Consider the following 16,715-nt stretch of genomic DNA (forward strand, 5'->3'; position numbering starts at 1 on the left):
AGCTTATCCAGAAGCCGCTAAAACCCGGTTTGTCAGATTGCTCAAATGCAATCTATCGGGAGCGCTCAGGCAAAGCTTGGAACAGGAGCCTGCCTGACAGGCGCGGGCGCCTCTCCTGCGGTTACCGGCTCGATGCGCTTATCGGTATCGGCCGAGAAGAAATGCAGCTTTTCAGGCGCGATCCTGACCGGCAGCCGGCCGGTCAGCGGCGCGTTCGGCGAGACGATTACCGTGAGCATCTGATCGCCCACCAAACCGTGGACCAGCCGCTGAGCGCCGAGTTCCTCGACGTAGTCGACTGACAGCACGAACTGGGCTTCGTCCGGTTCCGCGACCACGAGATCCTCGGCCCGAAGGCCGATGCGGATCGGGCCTTCCGGCAGATCACCTGGAATATCGAGGGGAGCCACGCCGACGATCAGCCGTCCGTGCTCGACCTCACCGTCGAGAAGGTTCATGGCGGGAGACCCGATGAAGCTTGCGACGAAGGTGGAGGCAGGACGGTTGTAAACCTCAAGCGGGGTGCCGATCTGCTCGATGCGGCCGCCGTTCAGGACCACCAGGCGATCGGCGAGCGTCATGGCCTCCAGCTGGTCGTGGGTGACATAGATCGCGGTCGTCTTCAGGCGCTTCTGCAGCTTGCGGATTTCGCCGCGCATGGAGACTCGAAGCTTGGCGTCGAGATTGGAGAGTGGCTCATCGAAAAGGAAGACAGCGGGCTTGCGGACGATGGCGCGGCCCATGGCGACGCGCTGGCGCTGGCCGCCCGAGAGTGCGCGCGGCTTGCGGTCGAGATATTTTTCGATCTCCAGCATCCTGGCGGCTTCGGCGACACGCGCGGCGATTTCCTCTTTCGGGGTGCCACGATTCTTCAGGCCATAGGCCAGATTGTCGTAGACCGTCATATGCGGATAGAGCGCATAGTTCTGGAAGACCATGGCGATGTCGCGGTCCGCTGGCTCGACCTCGTTGACCACTCGGTCGCCGATCGAGATCGTGCCTTGCGAGATCGCCTCAAGGCCCGCCACCATGCGCAGCAGCGTGGACTTGCCGCAACCGGAGGGGCCGACGAGCACGATGAACTCGCCGTCCTCGATCTGGATGTCGACGCTGTCGACGGCCTTGGCGCCGCCCTTGTCGTAGATCTTGCAGACCTCGTTGATATCGATGGAAGCCATGTTGCGCTCCTCTCTCACTTGTCGGTTTCGGTGAGGCCCTTGATGAACCAGCTCTGGAACACGACCACCACGATAACGGGGGGCAGCATGGCGAGCACGGCCATGGCAAAGGCTTCGTTGTAATCGGGGATCTGCGCGCCGACCCAGACCTGGAGGATCTGCTTGATGCCGCGCATCAGGGTGTAGAAGCTCTCGTCTGTCGTCATCAGCATGGGCCAGAGATACTGGTTCCAACCATAGACGAACATGATGATGAACACTGCGGCGATCATCGTGCGCGAGAGCGGCAGCAAGATATCGACGAAGAACTTGAAGGGGCCAGCATTGTCGATGCGGGCGGCCTCCAGCAGTTCGTCGGGCACGGACTTGAAGAACTGCCGGAAAAAGAAGGTGCCGGTGGCCGAGGCCAGGAGCGGCAGGATTAGGCCCTGGTAGCTATTCAAGAGACCCAGATCGCTCATTACCTTGTAAGACGGCATGATGCGCACTTCGAGCGGCAACAACAGCGTGGTGAAGATCAGCCAGAAGGCGAGCGTTGCAAAACGGAAGCGGAAATAGACGATGGCATAGGCCGCCAGCATCGACAGCACGATCTTGCCGATGGCAAAGCCTAAGCCGAGGATCAGCGAGTTCATCGCCATGGTCAGGCCCGTGACCTGGCCGGTGAAACCACCGGACTTGAATAGAACCTTGTCATAGGTCGACGTGAAGTCATCACCGATCGACAGCATCAGACCATGGGTGTGGATTTCGGCAGCGGAGTGGGTCGAGGTGGTGAAGGCGACGACCAGCGGTCCAAGCATGAAGATCACGCCCGCGATCAGGATCAGATGGTCGAAGAATTTGGTGCGGTACATGGCGCTCTCCTCAACCGTAATGGACGCGGCGTTCGATGAAACGGAACTGGATCATGGTAAGGACCAGGACGACCAACATCAGGATGACCGACTGGGCCGAAGACGAGCCGAGATCGTTGCCGCGGAAGCCATCGAGATAGACCTTGTAGACCAGCGTGATCGGGTTGTTGGCCGGCTTGTCCTTCACGATGACGTCGATGACGGCAAAGGTATCGAACAACGAATAGGTCATGTTGATGACCAGCAGGAAGAAGGCGGTCGGGGTGAGGAGCGGCAGGATCACCGTCCAGAAGCGCCGCGTGCCGGACTTGCAGTCGATGGCGGCTGCCTCGCGGATCGAGGCCGGGATGCCCTGCAGACCGGAGAGGAAGAAGATGAAGTTGTAGGGGATCTGGTTCCAGACCGCGACCGCGACCATGGCAAAGGCCGTGTCGAAATAGTTGAGGCCGACCTTCATGTCCCAGCCGAACAGGGCGGCGAATTTGACGAAGGGGCCGATATGCTGGTCGAAGAACATCATGCCGATCAGGCCGGCGACCGGCGGGGCGATGGCATAGACGACAATCAGCAGCGTCTTGTAGGCCGACTTGCCTCTGATCACCGCATCAGCCTTTAGAGCGAGCAGGAGACCGAGCGACAAAGCGAGCGTGGTGACGATCAGGCTGTAGGCGACCGTGAAACCGGCAATCTTGCGGTACTCCGGCGAGGCGAGCGCATCCGAGTAATTGGCGAAACCGACAAAGCTCGAGCCGAAGCCGAAGGGATCCTCGATGTAGAAGGACGAGGTGATCGCCTGGGCGGAGGGCCAGTAGAAGAAGATCGATATGATCACGAACTGCGGCAGCAGGAACAGATAGGGCAGATATCGCGAATTGAACTGGACGCGCTTCATGGTGGTGTCTTTCGAGAAGAAGGGGCCTCCCGCATGGAACGGGAGCCCCTCATCCGCCTGCCGGCACCTTCTCCCCGCAAGCGGGGAGAAGGGCGATGCCGCAGCGTCTACACACCCTCTCCCGGCCTGCGGGGAGAGGGTGGGGTGAGGGGCAATCGCCCGGGGATGATCAGCCGGCCGTCTTGGCGAAGCGGGCGAGCAGCTCGTCGGCTTCCTTCTTGATGGTTTCCATGGCTTCCTTCGGGGTGGTTTCACCGGCGAAGATGCGGTTGTATTCCCGTTCCATCACCGAGCGGATCTGCGGGTAGAAGCCGAGGCGATAGCCCTTATCCCACTCGGCGCCCGGCAGCTGCAGCTGCTTGATGCCGATTTCAGCGGCGGGCTTCTCATTGTAGTAGCCTTCCGCCTTGGCCGCTTCATAGGCAGCATTGGTGATGGCGACGTAACCGGTGGCCTGGTGGTAGAACTTCTGGATCTCGGTCGAGGTCAGGAAGTTGAAGAAGGAGGCCGTGCACTTGTTTTCTTCAGCCGACTTGCCCGACATGGCGAAGAGAGCAGCGCCGCCGATGAAGGAGTGGACGCCAGCACCTTCGATCGAGCCCCAATATGGCAGGAAGGTTGCCGAGAAGGGCATGGTCGCGGTCTTCTGCAGGCCGCCGAAGGAGCCGGACGAGCCGATCCAGAGAGCAGCCTTGCCTTCTTCGAAGACCTTCTGGTTGTCGTTCCAGGCCGCGCCGTAATAGCCGAACAGGCCCTGGTCGTACCAGGCCTTGAGCTTGTCATACATCATGACGTGGCGCTCGTCGGTGACGTTGATCGTGGTGTCGACGACGCTGTCATAACCGTTGTTGTTCGAGGCGAACTGGATGTTGTTGCGCGAGAAGAAATTCTCGGTGAACTGCCAGGTCAGCTGCGACTGGACGAGCGGGATGAAGCCGGCCTCTTTCAGCTTCGGGGCGATGGCTTCGAACTCTTCCCAGGTCTTGGGGGCTTCGACGCCGGCCTTCTTCAGGGCTTCGTCGTTGATGTACATGATCGGGGCCGAGGAGTTGAACGGCATGCCGACGAACTTGCCGTCCGAGTCGGCGTAGAAGTAGCGAACGCCTTCGATGAAGGCATTGCGGTCGAAGGCAAAGCCGTTGTCCTTGAGGAGGTCTTCAGCCGGAATGGTCGCGCCCTTGGAATTGATGATGGTCGCGGCACCTGCGTCGAAGACCTGCAGGATGTTCGGCTGCTCGCCAGAGCGGAAGGCGGCGATGCCGGCCGACAAGGCTTCTTCATAAGAGCCCTTGGAAACGGGCGTGATGGCGCATTCGCTCTGGGCGGCGTTGAACTTCTGGGCGAGCTCGTTGATGACTTCGCCGTTGCGTCCACCCATGCCGTGCCACCAGGTGATGTTGGTCGCGGCAAGCGTCGTCGATGCGGTCATGGTCAGGGCCAGAGCGGCCAGGGAAATCTTCTTGATCATGGGACAGATCCTCTCCACCGGTTGTTGCGGTGAGGCCTGCATTAGGGCTGATCGATGACAGCCACTTGAATGTTTCGTGACAGACCTGTCACAAAAGACGGGTTTCGAGTTTTCCACAACGAAGCCGAAACGAAGCTAGAACGCACCCGGCAGGTGCGTCGGCCAGCGCCATGGCCGCACCACGATGATATCATGGCGAAGTGACAGTTTTGTCGCGTCGGACTGCCTGGAAATCCAGTGATCTGCGGCATTGTGGATGCGCCGCTGGGCCTCCCAGCCGACGGCATCGACGCCGGATGAGACGGTCTTTCGCGCTTTCACTTCGACGAAAACGACGAGATCGCCACGGCGGGCGATGATGTCGACTTCGCCTGCCCGGGTGCGGTAGCGGAAGGCGAGGATGCGATATCCCTTGAGAAGGAGCGCGACCGCTGCGCGATATTCCGACCAGCGGCCCAGCCTTTCGGCGCGGATGCGTTTTCGATCCGCGCCTTGCCGCTTCATGCGGCCCCCTTGAGTTCCAGCAGGCGCTGATAGAGGTCCTTGCGCGGCAGACCTGTCAGTTTGGCTGCTTCGGTAGCCGCCTTGGCGGTCGGCATGGTGCCGGCGAGTTCGGCGAGCAGACTGTCGACGTCGGCCGCATCTGGAGCGGCATCCGCCATCGGCGGGCCGATCACCAGCACCACCTCGCCCTTCACGGCTTTGTCAGCATAGATCGCCGCGAGGTCACCCAGCGTGCCCCGGCGGAATTCCTCGAAGGTCTTGGTCAGTTCGCGGCAGACGGCGGCCGGGCGGCTGGCATCGAGTTCCTCGGCGGCAGCGTTAAGCGTATCGCCGATACGGTGCGGGGATTCGAAGAAGATCAGCGTGGCCGGCACCTTGGCGAGTTCCTTCATACGTTCGCGTTTGGCCTTGTCCTTGGTCGGCAGGAAGCCGGCGAAGAGGAAGGCATCATTGGGCAGGCCGGAGCCGACAAGGGCGGCGAGCGGCGCAGACGCACCCGGGATCGGCACGACACGATGGCCGGCCTCGATCGCCAACTGACCGAGACGATAACCGGGATCGGAGACGAGCGGTGTGCCGGCATCGGAGACCAGGGCCACCGATTTGCCGGCGTCCAGCGCGGCGAGAAGCCGGGCTCCCGCCTCGTCGGCATTGTATTCGTGATAGGCGTAAGGGCGATTTTCGATGCCGTAGCGATCGAGCAAAACGCGGGTGACGCGGGTGTCCTCGCAGGCGACCACGTCGGCGCCGGCCAGCGTCTCCAAAGCCCTCAGCGTGATGTCGCTCAGGTTGCCGATGGGGGTCGCGACCAAGTAAAGCGCCGGCTCCAGCGGGCGGGCGGGCACCAGTGTGTCGTTGAGGCGGTAGCGCTTGGCGGACGGCGCCTGCGCTTCGGATTTGTCATGATCTGTCATGGCGTCTTTATCCTCCACGCCCCGATCTTCTACAAGGGCGCCCGGCCATAAACCATTCTGTCAGGCTCAGGTGTGCATGGGCGTGGAAAACCTTGGAGGCTCTTGCTTTTCCGGTTCGTTTCCTGCCATTTTGCCCGTCCACATCGTCCGGCCCGGGCTTAAGGCCGGCCCTTCTTCCATCCGGGCCTCCGGATGACGACACGTCGAAAGCGGTAGCGTCTCATGCGTATAACTCTTGAACGGTCCAATCTCCTCAAGTCGCTGAACCATGTGCATCGCGTGGTCGAGCGTCGCAACACGATCCCGATCCTGTCGAACGTCCTGTTGAAGGCCGAAGGGGCAGCGCTCGACATGAAGGCGACCGACCTCGATCTTGAGATCACCGAAAGCACGCCGGCGATGGTGGAGCAGGCCGGAGCCACGACAGTTCCCGCGCATCTGCTCTATGAAATCGTGCGCAAGCTGCCGGATGGATCGGAAGTCCTGCTCGCCACCACGCCTGACGGTGGCAGCATGACGGTCGCTTCGGGAAGGTCGAAATTCTCGCTGCAGTGCCTACCGCAGTCCGATTTCCCGGATCTCACCGCCGGAAGCTTCAGCCACAGCTTCAAGATGAAGGCGGCCGACTTCAAGATGCTGATCGATCGCACCCAGTTCGCGATCTCGACTGAAGAGACCCGCTACTACCTGAACGGTATCTTCCTGCACACGATCGAAGCCTCCGGCGCCCTTAAGCTGCGCGCGGTTGCGACCGACGGTCACCGTTTGGCGCGCGCCGATGTCGATGCGCCCTCGGGGTCCGAGGGCATGCCGGGCATCATCATTCCGCGCAAGACGGTCGGCGAATTGCAGAAGCTGATCGACAATCCGGATCTGATCATCGGTATCGAGATCTCGGACTCGAAGATCCGCCTCTCCATCGGCTCGGTCGTTTTGACCTCCAAGCTGATCGACGGCACCTTCCCCGACTATCAGCGCGTCATTCCGCAGGCGAACGACAAGGAAATGCGCGTCGATTGCCAGACCTTCGCCCGTGCCGTCGACCGAGTCTCGACCATTTCGTCCGAGCGTGGCCGCGCCGTGAAGCTGGCGCTCTCCGATGGCCAGCTGCTGCTCACCGTCAACAACCCGGATTCGGGAAGTGCGACGGAAGAAGTGGCTGTCGGCTACGAGAACGACGCGATGGAAATCGGCTTCAACGCCAAATATCTGCTGGATATCACCAGCCAGTTGTCTGGCGACGACGCCATCTTCCTTCTGGCCGATGCAGGCTCCCCGACGCTCATTCGCGACACGGCCGGCGTCGACGCCCTCTACGTCCTGATGCCGATGCGCGTATAATTTTTCGCGGATTCTTCTCTCTCGGCGTCATCTGATCTTGTTTTTGCGACAATTCGCGCCAAAGTCGGCTTACGAGTTGAGTCACTGCGGTCAGGAACGGAGACAATGATGGCACTGCGCTTGAAGGAACGGTTCGAAAAGAAGTTCGACGAAGAAATCCGCTTCTTTCGAGGAATGATGCAGGGGCCCAAGCAGGTCGGCGCCATCGTGCCGACCTCTTCCGTCACCGCCCGCAAGATGGCGAGCGTCATCGATACGGCCTCTGGCCTCCCCGTTCTTGAGCTCGGCCCGGGCACCGGCGTCATCACCAAGCAGATCCTCGCGCGCGGCGTGTCGCCGGAGAAGATCGTCTCGGTCGAATATTCGCGCGACTTCTATGAACGGCTGGTCGAGGATTATGTCGGGGTGAATTTCATTCATGGCGACGCCTTCGATCTGAAGACCTCGCTGGGTGCCTTAGCCGACCAGACCTTCGATTGCGTGATCTCTGCCGTTCCGATGCTGAGCTTCCCGATGGAAGCGCGCATCCAGCTGCTCGAAGACCTTCTGTCGCGCATTCCCGAAGGTCGCCCGGTGGTACAGATCACCTATGGCCCGGTCTCACCCATCATCGCCAAGCCGGATCGTTACCACATCCAGCATTTCGACTTCATCGTGCGCAACATCCCGCCGGCGCAGCTGTGGATCTACCGCCAGGCGTGAGCGACATTCTTCATATATGAACAGGGGATCACGGTCCGCCCTCCCTTGGTCGTGCTTGCGATTCAGTGCGTGTCGTGCGAGTTGACGTCGGTCTCGATCTGGCAGGAGTCTTTGTCTTGAGCGCACGTCACCGTCTCATCGTCGGACTGGATGTTCCGACCGTCGCCGATGCGGAGGGCGTGGTCACCACGCTCGGAGACAGCATCTCCTTCTACAAGATCGGCTATCAGCTCGCCTTTGCCGGCGGGCTGGAATTTGCCCGCGACCTCGCCAAGGACGGCAAGCAGGTCTTTCTCGACATGAAATTGCTCGACATCGACAATACGGTTGCCTCGGCCGTCGAGAACATCGCCCGTATGGGCATGACGATGCTGACACTGCATGCCTATCCAAAGGCGATGAAGGCTGCCGTGGAAGCAGCCAAGGGCTCCGGTCTCTGCCTGCTCGGCGTCACGGTGCTCACTTCGATGGACGAGCAGGACCTAACCGATGCCGGTTATGAATATGATCCGCACACGCTGGTTTTGAAGCGCGCCGAACAGGCGCGCATCGCTGGCATGGGCGGGGTCGTCTGCTCGGCGGAGGAGGCAAGCGCCGTGCGCCAGATCCTTGGGCCGAAGATGGCGATCGTGACGCCTGGCATCCGCCCTGCCGGCGCCGATCATGGCGACCAGAAGAGGGTGATGACGCCGGCGGACGCGATTGCGGCCGGCTCGAGCCACCTTGTCGTCGCTCGCCCGATCGTCAAGGCTGCCGATCCGAAGGCGGCCGCACTCGCCATTCTGGCCGAGATGGATGCAGCACTCGGCACGGCACACTAAACAAAAAGCATTTCAGGGAGGACAGCATGTCTAAGGGATATTGGATCGCACGCGTCGATATTCGCGATGCGGAGCGCTACAAGGATTATGTCGCAGCGGCAAAGCCGGCCTTCGAGAAATATGGTGCGACTTTCCTCGCCCGAGGCGGCGCCTATACCCAGCTGGAAGGCCAGGTGCGCGCCCGCAACGTGGTGATCGAGTTCCCGTCGCATCAGGCAGCGGTCGATTGCTACAACTCGCCCGAATACCAGATTGCCGCCAAGATCCGCCAGGAAGTGGCCGATGCCGAGATGGTGGTCGTCGAGGGCGTCTGAGCTCTTGCGCCTGAGGCTCTTTGTCCTGCCGGAACAGGCTGATCTGCCCTTTCCCCGGCCAAGCGATTCGGCTAAGAGGGGCGCTGATATCATATGCGCCGCGTGCGCCGCACCGTTCAGGGGAGCCCGTCCATGACCTTGTCCAACCAACCGCCGCTTGTCACCGTCTTCGGGGGCTCGGGTTTCGTCGGGCGGCATGTTGTCAGGGCGCTCGCCAAGCGCGGCTATCGGATCCGCGTCGCGGTGCGCCGTCCTGATCTCGCAGGTTTCCTGCAGCCGCTCGGCAATGTCGGCCAGATTTCCTTCGTCCAGGCCAATCTGCGCTACCGCGCCTCGGTCGACAAGGCCGTCCAGGGTGCAGACCATGTCGTCAACTGCGTCGGAATCCTGTTCGAGAGCGGCCGCAACGGCTTTGACGCCGTCCAGGATTTTGGCGCACGCGCGGTGGCGGAAGCCGCCCGTTCGGTCGGCGCGACCCTCACCCATATCTCCGCGATCGGCGCCGATGCGAAGTCAGAGTCGTCCTACGCCGCGACCAAGGGTCGGGCGGAAGCCGCGATCCAGTCGATCCTGCCGGATGCCACGATCCTGCGCCCGTCGATCGTCTTTGGACCCGAAGACGGCTTCTTCAACAAGTTCGCCGCGATGGCGCAGCTGTCTCCCGTCCTGCCGCTGGTCGGCGGCGGCAAGACGAAGTTCCAGCCCGTCTATGTCGAGGATGTCGCCGAGGTCGTTGCACGCTGCGTGGACGGTACGATCGCCCGCGGCAAGATTTACGAACTCGGCGGTCGTGACGTCATGAGCTTCAAGCAATGTCTGGAGACCATGCTTGAGGTTGTCGGTCGCAAGCGCTCGCTCATCACCCTGCCCTTCGGCCTTGCATCACTGATCGGCAGCATCGCCTCGGCGATCCCGCTGATTTCACCACCGCTCACGTCGGACCAAGTCACGCTGCTGAAGAAGGACAATGTTGTCTCGGCAGCCGCCAAGGCCGAAGGTCGCACGCTCGAAGGCCTCGGCATCGAGCCTGTCACGGTTGCCTCGATCCTGCCGACCTATCTCGTCCAGTACAGGCCGCACGGCCAGTATGCCGGCTCCGGCAAGGCGGCCTGACAGGCACGCTCCCGCACGACCCTCTGTGCCGGAGTTGCACAAAAGACGCAGCTAAAGAAAGACGCGTGTTAACCGCGGATAAAGCAAGATCGCCTATTGATGGCGATCATAGCAATGCGTAAAGACTCGCCCGCAGCACCGGGCGAGATTGATCCGCCGGCCATTCATTTTTCGACAGTCTCAAGAGGCATTTCATGGGCAAGTCCATCGCACTGTTTTTTGCATGTGCGGCATTGGTGATCATCGCCGGTTCCTTCGTGGCCCCAACCACCGTGGCTGCCCGCAAGGGCAATTGCACCCCGGCTTATGGGATCGACCCGTGCAGCACGGCGTCCATTCCAGCGACGAACTGAACATTCTTCCATAAAAAGGGCCGCATCGAACGGCCCTTTTCTTTGCGCGGTGCCTGTGGGCTCAACCCACCAGGATCAGCGCCACCAGTCCGATCGCACCGACGGCGATCCGCCAATAGGCGAAGGGCGCATAGCCGCGCCGCGAGACGAAATCCAGAAGCGACCGGACGACAAAGATCGCCGAAACGAAGGCGGCGATGAAGCCGACTGCGATCAGCGCGCCATCGTTGAAGCTCAAGGCATCGCGGTTCTTGTAGAGATCGAGCGCGAAGGCGCCGACCATGGTGGGCATGGCGAGGAAGAAGGAGAATTCGGCAGCCGAGCGCTTATCCGCGCCGAGCAGGAGCGCGCCGACGATCGTGGCTCCAGAACGCGATGTGCCGGGGATCATGGCCAGGCACTGGAAGAAGCCGATCTTCAGCGCCAGCGACAGCGGATATTCGGTGACATCGTGATAGCGAGGCGTGAGCGGCTTGCGATCGATCCAGAGCAGCACGAAGCCGCCGAGGATGAGGACCACGCAGATCAGCATCGGCGTTTCGAACAAAACGGTCTTGATGAAATCATGGGCGAGCGCGCCGATGACGGCGGCCGGCAGGAAGCCGACGAGCACGGCGCCGACGAAGCGGCGGCTGGCAGCACTCGTGGGCAGCGACAGGGCGATCTGCAGAAGCTTGGTGAAATAGACGCTGAGGATCGCGAGGATCGCGCCCAGCTGGATCAGTACGGCAAAGGTGTTGCCCGGCGACTTGAAGCCGAGAAAATGGCCGGCGAGCAGGACATGCGCCGTCGACGACACCGGGATGAACTCGGTCAGGCCCTCGATGAGGCCGAGCACCAGCGCGCTGATAATTGATTGATCTTCCATGAGGTCTCCGTCAGGGGGAAGGCGGTCAGTGATTTGCTTGTATTGCTTTAACCAAGCACCTATAGCTTGGAAGCCGAGATCATGACCAGTCGCCTCGAATCGCGCGGTCAGGCGCCTTTACAAAAATCCGAGAATCCGAGTCACAATGCCGACCCTGTATCATCATTCGATGTCAACCGCGTCTCGTTTCATCCGTCTGGTGCTGGCCGAGTACGGCTTCCAGGTGGACCTGGTGGAAGAACAGACCTGGGAGAAGCGCAAGGAATTCCTCGCCTTCAATCCGGCCGGCACGCTGCCCGTCTATGTCGACGACAATATGCGGGCGCTCTGTGGCCCGGTGGTGATCTCCGAATTCATCGACGAAACGCATGGCGTGCTGAAGCGCGATCGCCGGCTGTTTGCCGAAGATCCGTTCCAGCGGGCGGAAATCCGCCGGCTGGTCGAGTGGTTCCTGCAGAAAATGGAACAGGACGTGACGAAGCCCTTGGTGCGCGAGCGGGTGCACAAGCTGCTGATCCCCAATGGTCTCGGCGGCGGCGCGCCGGACTCCAAGGTGCTGCGCACGGCACGCGGCAATATCCGCCATCACATGAAATACCTCACTTGGCTTTCGGGTTCGCGCCAATGGGTCGCCGGTGAGCGGTTAAGCTATGGCGACCTGTCGGCTGCAGCCGCCGTCTCGGTGCTCGATTATCTCGGCGAGATCGACTGGAACGAGTTTACTGTTGCGAAAGAATGGTACCAGCGGATCAAGTCGCGGCCGTCCTTCCGACCGCTGCTCACAGAACGCGTGCGCGGCATCACGCCGGTTTCGCATTACGCCGACCTCGACTTCTGACGGATCTTGCGATGGACGAGCCGCAGAGCGATCTGAAGATCAGGAAGCGGCGGGAAGACCTCACGCGCTTCCTGCGCGCGGAAGCGCTCGCGCAAGGCTTCGACGTCTGCCGCATCACCCTGCCCGACAGCATTCCGGAAGCGCCGGGACGGCTCTCTGAGTTTGTAGCAGCCGGTCGGCACGGTACCATGGGCTGGATGGAAGAGACCAAGGAGAGACGCGGCGATCCGCGCGTTCTGTGGTCGGATGTGTGCTCCATCGTGATGTTCGGGATGAATTACGGCCCCGACGAAGATCCGCGCCTTTTGCAAAGCGAGCCCACCAAGGCCGCCATCTCCGTCTATGCCCGCAACCGCGACTACCACGACGTGATCAAGGGCCGGCTGAAGGAGATCGCCACGCGCTTTGCCGCAAAGGCGGGCGCCGACGTGAAGGTCTTCGTCGACACCGCGCCCGTGATGGAAAAGCCGCTTGCGGCCGCAGCCGGGCTCGGCTGGCAGGGAAAACACACCAATCTGGTCAGCCGCGACTTCGGCTCCTGGCTGTTTCTCGGCAGCCTGTTCACCACTGAAGATCTGGAGATCGACACGCCCGAGCGTGATCATTGCGGCTCCTGTCGGGCCTGTCTCGACGCCTGCCCCACGGATGCCTTCCCGGCGCCTTACCAGATCGATGCACGGCGCTGCATTTCCTATCTTACCATCGAACACAAGGGCCGGATCGACCCCGCGCTTCGCCCCACCTTCGGCAATCGCATCTATGGCTGCGACGACTGTCTCGCCGCCTGTCCCTGGAACAAGTTCGCGGCGAGCGCCCGCGAGATGAAGCTCCAGGCGCGCGATGATCTAAAAGCCCCCGAAATCGCCTTCTTCCTGACGCTGGACGATGCCGGTTTCCGCACCTACTTTAGCGGCTCGCCGGTGAAGCGCATCGGACGCGACCGGTTTGTGCGCAACGTGCTGATAGCGGCGGGCAATTCCGGGTCTGCCGATCTGGTGCCCGCCTGCGAAACGCTGATCGGCGATGCCTCTGCCGATGTGCGCGGCATGGCCGTTTGGGCGTTGTCGCGGCTGTTGCCCGAACAAGGCTTCGCGGCTTTGCGAACGGCGCGCATGGAGCAAGAACCGGACGAGACAGTCCGGCTGGAATGGATGATGGAGAACTGACGCATGCGTGTGATGATTTTCGGGGCGGGCTATTCTGGTAAGGCGATCGGCCGGCTGTTGAGCGGACAGGGCGCCTCGGTGGCGGGAACCACGCGCAGCGCCGAAAAAGGGGCAGCTCTTGAGGCAGCCGGGATCAAGCCTTTCGTCTTCGATGGTTTCAGCCTTTCGCCAGACCTCCAAGCCGCCCTGAAGGACGTCACACATCTCGTCCAGTCGATCGCGCCGGGCGCGGATGGCGATCCGCTGGTGCGGCTGTTCGGTGCTCGCGGCCTGAAGGCTGCGATGCCGAAGCTGGAATGGGTGTGTTATCTTTCGACCGTCGGCGTTTATGGCGATCATCAGGGCGCCTGGGTCGACGAGACGTCGGAGCTGAAGCCGGTTTCGGTGCGCTCGGTGGAGCGCGTGGAGGCGGAAGAGGCCTGGCAGAGGCTCGCCACAGCCGAAGACATCCCACTCGCGATCCTCCGGCTCTCGGGCATCTATGGCCCGGGGCGGAACACCTTCATGAACCTTGCCAATGGCACCGCTCGGCGACTGGTGAAGAAGGACCAGGTGTTCAACCGCATCCGGGTCGAGGACATCGCCGGGGCAACGGCGTTCCTGGCCGGGCCGAAGACCGGCGGCGTGTTCAACGTCACCGACGACGAACCCTCGCCGCCGCAGGACGTGGTGACCGAAGCTGCCCGACTGATGGGGATGGAAGCACCACCCGAGCAAGCCTTCGAGACCGCCGAACTAACCCCCATGGCGCGCTCGTTCTACGGTGAGAACAAGCGCGTTTCGAATGCCAAGATCAAGGCTCTCGGATTCAACTTCAAGTTCCAGAACTACCATGTGTCGCTGGAGGAGTTACTTGCCTCCGGCCGGTGGAACCACAGGGCCTGAAAACCGTTTTCCCAAGTCAAACTTTGCGTGGCAAGAGGTCAAAATGGCTGAAATAGAGGGCCTTCGCCTCTTCCGCACCACAATTTAGGCAGCGAATATGGCCGTTGTGGAAAATTTTTCTTTCGGGATTCCGTGATCCTGATGTTTCCGAGTCGCCTCGGATTTTCATTCCAGGAATCCGACTGGAATCAAACAATTTTTCCGAATTACTTACCATTTGTTAAGGTAAAGACATCGTCTTGCGCCATCACGAATATTACAGACTGAGATAGTTCGTGATCGTTGGTTGGCACGTTTTTGCCACTTTTGACCCTGCCTAGCCGTCAGCACGCAACAAAATGCTCGTGTCAAAGACTAGGGAAATGAAACTTGACGATCAACCGACGCTCTATTTTCACCGTTGCAACTATTGCTGCACTCTGTGCTTTCGCGCCTCACAGTGCAGATGCCAAGTCTTCCTGCGGTGGTGCCTCCTGGTACGCGCTGCATTCGAAGACCGCTTCCGGTGAACGTATGAACCCGGCAACGATGACCGCCGCTCATAAGACCCTGCCGTTTGGAACCAAGGTCAAGGTCACCAATTCCCGCAGCGGCAAGAGCGTCGTGGTGCGCATCAATGACCGCGGCCCCTTCATCCGTGGCCGTGTGCTCGATCTCTCTAAGGCTGCCGCCCAGAACATCGGCATGGTTCGCTCGGGTCACGCAAAGGTCTGTTACGAGATCATCGGCTGATCTTGCGTCTGGCTCGTTACGGTGTGCGGATGATTACGCTTGGAGCCGTTCATTTCTAAATGGAATCAGTTCTGTTGGCTCAAACGGAGTCGCATGGTCGACCGGCCGGCGCGTGTCGTAGCCACAGCCTACGGCCAAGCCGGCCGGTCGATCAGGCGGCCCGTTTCAGCTAACCCGAGGGGCCGGGCATCTTTCCGCCGGGATCAGCGGCGATCGGCTCGCGCATACATCCGGGTATGCACCTCGCCGATCGCCACTGCCCCGACGAAAACCTGCTCCGGCAGAACTGCTTCCATTTAAAAATGAACGGCTCTAGGCGCTTGCCCTCGACCCTGACAGCCGTTACCACGCTCTCTTCTTTCAGAGGAGAATGATCATGCGTCTCGGCGGCCGTCTTGCCGGTGCGATCGAAGTCTTGGACGATATCGAGACCCGTCGCCGTCCCGTTGCCGATGCCCTCAAGGATTGGGGCCTCGCGCATCGCTTCGCCGGATCCGGCGACCGCGCCGCGATTGGGAATATCGTCTATGACGCGCTTCGCATGAAGCTGTCCCACGCCTGGCTGATGGATGACGACAGCGCGCAGGCCCTGGGCTGGGCCGTGCTGCTGCGGCAATGGGGCATGACACTCGATGCCCTCACGGCGAGTTTCGAAGGCGACAACTTCGCCCCTGCCCCGCTTTCTCCCGAGCAAATCGCGGCCTTCTCCTCCCGCGATCTTTCGACTGCCCCACTTCATATCCAGGGCGATATCCCGGATTGGGTGCAGCCGTCTTTCGAGGAAGCCTTCGGAGACGACTGGCTTGCAGAAGCCCAGGCGCTTGCCACACGCCCGACCCTTGACCTGCGCGTCAACACGCTGAAGGCCAATAGAGACAAGGTGCTGAAGGCGCTTGACCGCTCAGGCGCGAAAGCTTCGCCGATCGCCCGTTTCGGGATGCGCGTGCCCGCTGGCGAAGGCCCGTCGCGGCTGCCCAATGTCACCGCCGAACTGAGCTTTCAGAAGGGATGGTTCGAGGTTCAGGACGAGGGATCGCAGATCGTTGCCGATCTCGTCGATCCCCACGAGGGCCAGCAAGTTCTTGACTTCTGCGCCGGCGGTGGCGGCAAGACTTTGGCCATGGCAGCGGCCATGAACAACAAGGGCCAGGTGCATGCCTATGACGCCGACCGCAAGCGGCTGGCGCCGATCATCGAGCGGCTGAAGCGCGCGGGCACCCATAACGTGCAGGTACATGACAGCGCCAAGGCGCTGGAGAGCCTGAAGGAACGCTTTGACCACGTGCTGGTCGACGCCCCGTGCACCGGCACCGGAACCTGGCGGCGGCGCCCCGACACCAAGTGGCGGCTGACCGATCGCAATCTGCAGGAGCGCGTGACCCAGCAGGACGAAGCCCTGACGGCGGCATCTGCCTTCGTCAAGCCGGGCGGCTCGCTGGTCTATGTCACCTGCTCGGTGCTGCCGGACGAAAACGACCGGCAAGTGCGCGCCTTCTGTGAGAAAAACCCGGGTTTTGAAATCGTGCCCGTGCTCGACGACTGGAAGCGACTTTTTGGCGCCGCTGCACCGGCGCCGCGCTCGGCCGATGGCAAGACGCTGACGCTGAGCCCCGCCAGCATGGATACCGACGGCTTCTTCTTCTGTCGCATGCGGCGCAAGTAAGGCCACGTACGGCTTCGAAGATTGCGTTCTTCTTATACTCGACTGTTTGACACCAGTTTGATTTTCGGCCAAGACATGGCGTCCGTTTTAAAGCGTGGCGCCAGGT

18 protein-coding genes are annotated in these 16,715 nt (G+C 61.3%); 11 read left to right on the top strand and 7 right to left on the bottom strand.

Annotation, left to right across the window (positions count from 1 at the left end):
- Positions 1-65: 65 nt before the first annotated feature.
- From ASE36_RS07150 to rsmI, 6 genes are all read right to left on the bottom strand, one after another.
- Positions 66-1,178 carry a sn-glycerol-3-phosphate import ATP-binding protein UgpC gene (locus ASE36_RS07150; protein ID WP_062276958.1) on the bottom strand — a complete coding sequence of 371 codons (1,113 nt, stop codon included), beginning with the start codon at positions 1,176-1,178 and terminating at the stop codon, positions 66-68.
- Positions 1,179-1,192: 14 nt separating this feature from the next.
- On the bottom strand, positions 1,193-2,035 hold the full coding sequence (locus ASE36_RS07155) for an ABC transporter permease subunit (protein WP_062276961.1): 843 nt from the start codon (positions 2,033-2,035) through the stop codon (positions 1,193-1,195).
- 10 nt (positions 2,036-2,045) lie between these two features.
- A complete protein-coding gene (locus ASE36_RS07160) occupies positions 2,046-2,927 on the bottom strand; it encodes an ABC transporter permease subunit (protein ID WP_062276964.1) in 882 nt (293 codons plus the stop codon).
- A 169-nt stretch (positions 2,928-3,096) separates the two neighbouring features.
- Positions 3,097-4,395, bottom strand: coding sequence for an extracellular solute-binding protein (locus ASE36_RS07165; protein WP_062276966.1), 1,299 nt, complete (start codon positions 4,393-4,395; stop codon positions 3,097-3,099).
- Positions 4,396-4,530: 135 nt separating this feature from the next.
- A complete protein-coding gene (locus ASE36_RS07170) occupies positions 4,531-4,899 on the bottom strand; it encodes a YraN family protein (protein WP_062276969.1) in 369 nt (122 codons plus the stop codon).
- The gene (gene rsmI, locus ASE36_RS07175) at positions 4,896-5,813 is read right to left on the bottom strand and encodes a 16S rRNA (cytidine(1402)-2'-O)-methyltransferase (RefSeq protein ID WP_062276972.1); all 918 of its coding nucleotides are present in this window, start codon (positions 5,811-5,813) and stop codon (positions 4,896-4,898) included. The genes ASE36_RS07170 and rsmI overlap by 4 nt, the downstream gene beginning before the upstream one ends.
- A gap of 222 nt (positions 5,814-6,035) precedes the next feature.
- Between rsmI and dnaN the strand changes: the two genes are divergently transcribed.
- The 6 genes from dnaN to ASE36_RS22850 all read left to right on the top strand — a co-directional run bounded on the left by dnaN (position 6,036) and on the right by ASE36_RS22850 (position 10,457).
- Complete coding sequence (gene dnaN, locus ASE36_RS07180) at positions 6,036-7,154, top strand: DNA polymerase III subunit beta (protein WP_062276977.1); 1,119 nt, start codon at positions 6,036-6,038, stop codon at positions 7,152-7,154.
- 108 nt (positions 7,155-7,262) lie between these two features.
- The gene (gene pmtA, locus ASE36_RS07185) at positions 7,263-7,856 is read left to right on the top strand and encodes a phospholipid N-methyltransferase PmtA (RefSeq protein WP_062276980.1); all 594 of its coding nucleotides are present in this window, start codon (positions 7,263-7,265) and stop codon (positions 7,854-7,856) included.
- A gap of 116 nt (positions 7,857-7,972) precedes the next feature.
- Entirely contained in the window at positions 7,973-8,677 is a 705-nt protein-coding gene (pyrF, locus tag ASE36_RS07190; protein ID WP_062276983.1) for an orotidine-5'-phosphate decarboxylase, read from the top strand.
- Between the two features lie 26 nt (positions 8,678-8,703).
- On the top strand, positions 8,704-8,991 hold the full coding sequence (locus tag ASE36_RS07195; RefSeq protein WP_062276986.1) for a DUF1330 domain-containing protein: 288 nt from the start codon (positions 8,704-8,706) through the stop codon (positions 8,989-8,991).
- 132 nt (positions 8,992-9,123) lie between these two features.
- Positions 9,124-10,104 (top strand): complex I NDUFA9 subunit family protein, encoded by a 981-nt coding sequence (locus ASE36_RS07200; RefSeq protein WP_062276989.1) that lies wholly within the window; start codon positions 9,124-9,126, stop codon positions 10,102-10,104.
- A gap of 194 nt (positions 10,105-10,298) precedes the next feature.
- A complete protein-coding gene (locus ASE36_RS22850) occupies positions 10,299-10,457 on the top strand; it encodes a hypothetical protein (RefSeq protein WP_165826144.1) in 159 nt (52 codons plus the stop codon).
- A 61-nt stretch (positions 10,458-10,518) separates the two neighbouring features.
- On the opposite strand, the gene ASE36_RS07205 is transcribed toward ASE36_RS22850, so the two are convergent.
- Positions 10,519-11,325, bottom strand: coding sequence for an undecaprenyl-diphosphate phosphatase (locus ASE36_RS07205; RefSeq protein ID WP_062276991.1), 807 nt, complete (start codon positions 11,323-11,325; stop codon positions 10,519-10,521).
- Positions 11,326-11,470: 145 nt separating this feature from the next.
- Between ASE36_RS07205 and ASE36_RS07210 the strand changes: the two genes are divergently transcribed.
- The 5 genes from ASE36_RS07210 (at position 11,471) to ASE36_RS07230 (ending at position 16,609) form a co-directional block, all read left to right on the top strand.
- Positions 11,471-12,163 (top strand): glutathione S-transferase family protein, encoded by a 693-nt coding sequence (locus ASE36_RS07210; RefSeq protein WP_062276994.1) that lies wholly within the window; start codon positions 11,471-11,473, stop codon positions 12,161-12,163.
- Positions 12,164-12,174: 11 nt separating this feature from the next.
- The gene (queG, locus tag ASE36_RS07215) at positions 12,175-13,329 is read left to right on the top strand and encodes a tRNA epoxyqueuosine(34) reductase QueG (protein WP_062276998.1); all 1,155 of its coding nucleotides are present in this window, start codon (positions 12,175-12,177) and stop codon (positions 13,327-13,329) included.
- Between the two features lie 3 nt (positions 13,330-13,332).
- A complete protein-coding gene (locus tag ASE36_RS07220; protein WP_062277001.1) occupies positions 13,333-14,214 on the top strand; it encodes an SDR family oxidoreductase in 882 nt (293 codons plus the stop codon).
- 369 nt (positions 14,215-14,583) lie between these two features.
- Positions 14,584-14,946, top strand: a complete 363-nt coding sequence (locus ASE36_RS07225; RefSeq protein WP_162244203.1) for a septal ring lytic transglycosylase RlpA family protein — start codon at positions 14,584-14,586, stop codon at positions 14,944-14,946.
- Positions 14,947-15,322: 376 nt separating this feature from the next.
- Positions 15,323-16,609: an RsmB/NOP family class I SAM-dependent RNA methyltransferase gene (locus ASE36_RS07230; protein ID WP_062277003.1), complete on the top strand. Its 1,287-nt coding sequence runs from the start codon at positions 15,323-15,325 to the stop codon at positions 16,607-16,609.
- Positions 16,610-16,715 lie beyond the last annotated feature (106 nt).

This window comes from Rhizobium sp. Root274 (genome assembly GCF_001429245.1).
GTDB lineage: Bacteria > Pseudomonadota > Alphaproteobacteria > Rhizobiales > Rhizobiaceae > Allorhizobium.